The sequence below is a fragment of the Microcystis sp. M53602_WE12 genome (genome assembly GCF_030065455.1).
GTDB classification, from domain to species: domain Bacteria; phylum Cyanobacteriota; class Cyanobacteriia; order Cyanobacteriales; family Microcystaceae; genus Microcystis; species Microcystis aeruginosa.
In genome coordinates, this window is the sequence record NZ_JASJFB010000315.1 from 1 (window position 1) to 3746 (window position 3746).

The window sequence follows — 3746 nt, forward strand, 5'->3', positions numbered from 1 at the left end:
AGCAATTTCGACGATTAACTCTGGCGCACCTTCGACATAACCATCCTCACTAATCGTTGATTGTCCACCATTTTTAATTCTTAATAGTGCATCGGGTTGAGGTTCATTGTCCGCATCAAGACGTACCGTACAATTATCGCCTAATTGCAGATTGGGAGTAAAGGCTTTATAGACACTTAGCCAACCTATAATATCAGCATGGGGTTCACCATGGTTCTTAATTCTGAGAGGAGAAGCCATAATATAAACAATTCCTTCAATCAGTTCTGCCTTTTTCAGATTTGGCATAGCATTATATCTACGCTCAAATTCACGACGAGTAAGCTTGTCTCCATTTTCTAGGCGTGGAATTGTTTGAGGAGACTTGGCTAAGGTAATGGGTTCGACGGTAATCATGGGGGTTAATTTGCCTAATTAAATACTTGAGAAACTTTTAAATTGAGTTGATTAAATATAGAGGATTTTACTAAGTCATCATTGCTAAAATTACCAATTTCTGTATAAGTATTTTCTCTTAATTCTAAGACTAAAATGGTTTGAGTTTGAGGATCAACTATCCAGTATTCGGGAATCCCACAATCTTGATATTGGCTTCTTTTAGCGATGTAATCTCTCTCTCTTTGGATTTCTCCGGGGCTAACGACTTCAATGACTAATAAGGGGGGTGCCATGGTAAGAAGAATCGTATTTCTCTGGGAGAGTAATTGAATATGTTCTTCTCGAATAATGGTTAAGTCAGGGTAACGGTTTTTCGGTTCGCCTCTCACTTCTAATTCTAAACCATGTCCTCTGACTCTCCGATGTCCAACAAGGGAGGCAAATTTGAGAAAAAGAAAGTTAGCGATTTCAAAGTTAAGTCCTGATTCTGGCGGCATTTCTACCAATTCTCCGTTAAATAATTCATAGTGTTCCTCTGAATTATCCTCATAATGTAGATATTCAGCGAAGGTTTGAAAGCGGGGTTTTGTGGTTAACATAATTTCTCATCTCTTTTTGTTGTTTAATTGATTTTTATGGCAACCAAGAGCGATCTAGTAATTGTTCTAGTGAGTAAGGACATTGAGAGGGAAAAATCACAGTATTCACTGTTTTGATTTTGACAAAACCTAACGCATCTTGGTAGATCGAGTTTAATTCTTCCTCTAAATAATTGTGGAGATTGGCTGTCATTTTTCGCCCTAATTGAGTACGGAAGTTATAAATTTCTTCCTGCCAATGAATTGTATTATATTCTGCTTCCTTTGTCCAGTATTGCAGTAATAATAAATGGCGGATAACCTGTTCTAAAAGACTGGCTACCGCATTTTTCTTTTCTTTGCCCAAATCCTCTAATTCCTCGATTAAATGTTCTAAGTCTAGTTGTGAAAATTGATGATTTCTGAGTAGGCTAACGGTTTCTCCTAGCCATTGAGAGTCATCAATCTCATAGAGTTGTTTTAAGTCGTGAATTCTTTGCATCATTGATGGTCTCCATTAGCTGTTTTATCGTTTTGACTGTCTTGACATCAGAGAAGTTTCGTGGTTAACATAAAATTTACTCCATTCCAAAATACTTATAATAGTAAAGCCTAACGTTTTCGATTCTCGTTTTTTCTAATTCTTGTTGGGCTGTGCCTACCCACATATTCGGTAAAATATCTTGATGTTGACAAAAGCTGTGAACTCTTTGGGCGGTATCATTAAGCTTAAAGTAATTGATTAAATTCTGACGATTTTTGAGAGAGTAGTAAAGCACTGGGTTATTATTTGCTTTTGATAAACCTGTAAAAAATAGATCTGATGCTTGGAGAGGTTTTAAGGCTGATTTAGGAAAATGTTGCCACACTTGATTGATGGTTTCTGGTTTGAAAAAATCATCTTCTCTAATCTCGGCATAAATTTCGATTGCACTCTTACCATTGAAATAAAAATCAAACCCAATTAGGTGAACAAACCCACTGAGATAATTACTATCAGCAACACCGTCACTTAAAACAAAAGCGGTTGCTAGTTTTTCGGGATAATCCCCAATTCTGATGTGCATTTTTAGACTAGAATCGGCAAGATTGGTTCTTAAGTCAATACCAGCAGTTAGGACTTCTAGCTTGCTAAAGTCAAAATTATCTCCTAAAAATCCCTGTAATAAAGAATAATCTAATTGAACACCCACACGGTTCTCCACTTGCTGAAAAAAAGCTAGAGATTGAGCTAGATATTTTTGCCACTCTTGAGCTTTATCTTTAAAAAAGAGCAAAAACCTTGAGGCAATCAGTTTATCCAATTCTATCTTACAAGAGGCTTCAATAGTACAATCGCCCTCAACCCCCATCACGAAATCTTCAAACAGCCGCAAAGGATAAATCGGCTCAACATCGAAAGCTTGTTGATGGTTACGAATAAATTGTAGCCTTTGCTCTTTGAGGGAGCTTTTTTGAATGTCAGCAACTATCATAAATTTCAAATTTCGCTTAAGAATATGCCAAGAAAACCTCGAAATTTACAAGCTGGTTATTCCTACCACGTCACCACACGCTGCAATAACCGAGAATTCAAATTATCCAAGCGGGAATGCCGGGAGGTATTTCTTTATGCCATCAAGAAGGCTTTAGACAAACACCAGTTTAGGCTTTATGCTCTCTGTATCATGTCTAATCATGTCCATTATCTCATTGAACCTGCCCAACCTGAAGATTTACCCAAAATCATGCACTTCCTCAACTGGTACACGGCGATGTGATCCCCCCGCCTTCGGCTTCCCCCCTTATCAAGGGGGGCTAGGGGGGATCGCACAGGACACTTTTGGGAAAAGCGGTATTTTGGCGATGGTTTCCCTCCTTCAGATAGAGAAAGGGCGTTAAATACCTTACGTTACATTCACGGCAACCCGAAAGCAGCAAAAATGCGTTCTGGCTTCTTCTATGATTTCAGTAACTACGGCAGTTATGAACGTTTAACCGATGACGGCTTAACTCAATGGCATCCTGCTTTTCTTAAACTTGGTGACAGCTTAGAAGAATGTGCCAGAAAGTACAAAGGCTTTTGCCAGAAATACAAACCCAAGGAGAAGAACACCGCTACCCGATAACCCTGGGGGAGTAAGCTATTGGCAGGGGTTCATCTCCCTGAATCTAAATCTTTTAGCACTCCTCAACCAAGGAAAAGGGAGACAGCAGAAGAGCAAAAACCTGTACTCCCCCGCTCCCTCTCTCCCCTGCTCAAGAAGCTTCTCCCCGGGTTCCAGGTATCCGAAAGCCAGGAATTAACTAGGGTTGTAGGTCAATTCCTTGAGGCAAACCGTGCGCCCTGGCAAGGAGAAAAAGTCTTTTGACATTTTTTGAGGTTCGTGCTAGAATCAGGGGGATTACTCTGCGTCGTCTCCCGCAAAAGGAATCCCATGTGGATTGTTACCCCAGAAATGGGGGCGATCGCATTGCCATCACGAGAGACGGTAGCGGTATTTTCCCGTTGGACAGGAGCAGCGTTGCGGGGTGTCAGTTTTTTAGTTTTCATGGGGTAAGTCCGACCTAATTTTTGTCGATTCCAACCGTACTACCTCTTTTCTGCCGAGTCAATAGTTTTTAAGTGAATTTGTGTTAAGTTTTTGTTGAAATCATTTTCTCCAGGAGAAAAACCTACTTTTAGTCCTAGAATAGTTGGGAGGTTAGTCATTAGTAATTTTCTCAGCTAATTGTAATAGTTTTGGCGAGGGCAAAGGTTTATTTTCTTGAGTATATATATCTACCAAATCTTCTCAAACTTCTTGGGCA

Annotated in this window: 6 protein-coding genes and 1 pseudogene; 2 read left to right on the top strand and 5 right to left on the bottom strand. The window is 39.6% G+C overall.

Annotation, left to right across the window (positions count from 1 at the left end; genetic code table 11):
• The 4 genes from PX482_RS11220 to PX482_RS11235 form a co-directional block, all read right to left on the bottom strand.
• Nucleotides 1-396, bottom strand: a 396-nt coding sequence (locus PX482_RS11220) for a Uma2 family endonuclease (protein WP_288023440.1), incomplete at its 3' end; no start/stop codon positions are given.
• A gap of 14 nt (nucleotides 397-410) precedes the next feature.
• On the bottom strand, nucleotides 411-977 hold the full coding sequence (locus PX482_RS11225) for a Uma2 family endonuclease (protein ID WP_002762733.1): 567 nt from the start codon (nucleotides 975-977) through the stop codon (nucleotides 411-413).
• Nucleotides 978-1011: 34 nt separating this feature from the next.
• Nucleotides 1012-1458, bottom strand: coding sequence for a DUF29 domain-containing protein (locus PX482_RS11230; RefSeq protein ID WP_043999427.1), 447 nt, complete (start codon nucleotides 1456-1458; stop codon nucleotides 1012-1014).
• A gap of 76 nt (nucleotides 1459-1534) precedes the next feature.
• Nucleotides 1535-2431, bottom strand: a complete 897-nt coding sequence (locus PX482_RS11235) for a DUF5838 family protein (RefSeq protein ID WP_002762729.1) — start codon at nucleotides 2429-2431, stop codon at nucleotides 1535-1537.
• A gap of 24 nt (nucleotides 2432-2455) precedes the next feature.
• Between PX482_RS11235 and PX482_RS11240 the strand changes: the two genes are divergently transcribed.
• Both PX482_RS11240 and PX482_RS11245 read left to right on the top strand, forming a co-directional pair.
• A complete protein-coding gene (locus tag PX482_RS11240) occupies nucleotides 2456-2716 on the top strand; it encodes a transposase (RefSeq protein WP_080603660.1) in 261 nt (86 codons plus the stop codon).
• A 162-nt stretch (nucleotides 2717-2878) separates the two neighbouring features.
• Entirely contained in the window at nucleotides 2879-3064 is a 186-nt protein-coding gene (locus PX482_RS11245) for a hypothetical protein (protein ID WP_002762727.1), read from the top strand.
• A gap of 276 nt (nucleotides 3065-3340) precedes the next feature.
• Here the strand turns inward: PX482_RS11245 and PX482_RS11250 are convergent.
• A pseudogene (locus PX482_RS11250) lies at nucleotides 3341-3489 on the bottom strand (anacyclamide/piricyclamide family prenylated cyclic peptide).
• Nucleotides 3490-3746 lie beyond the last annotated feature (257 nt).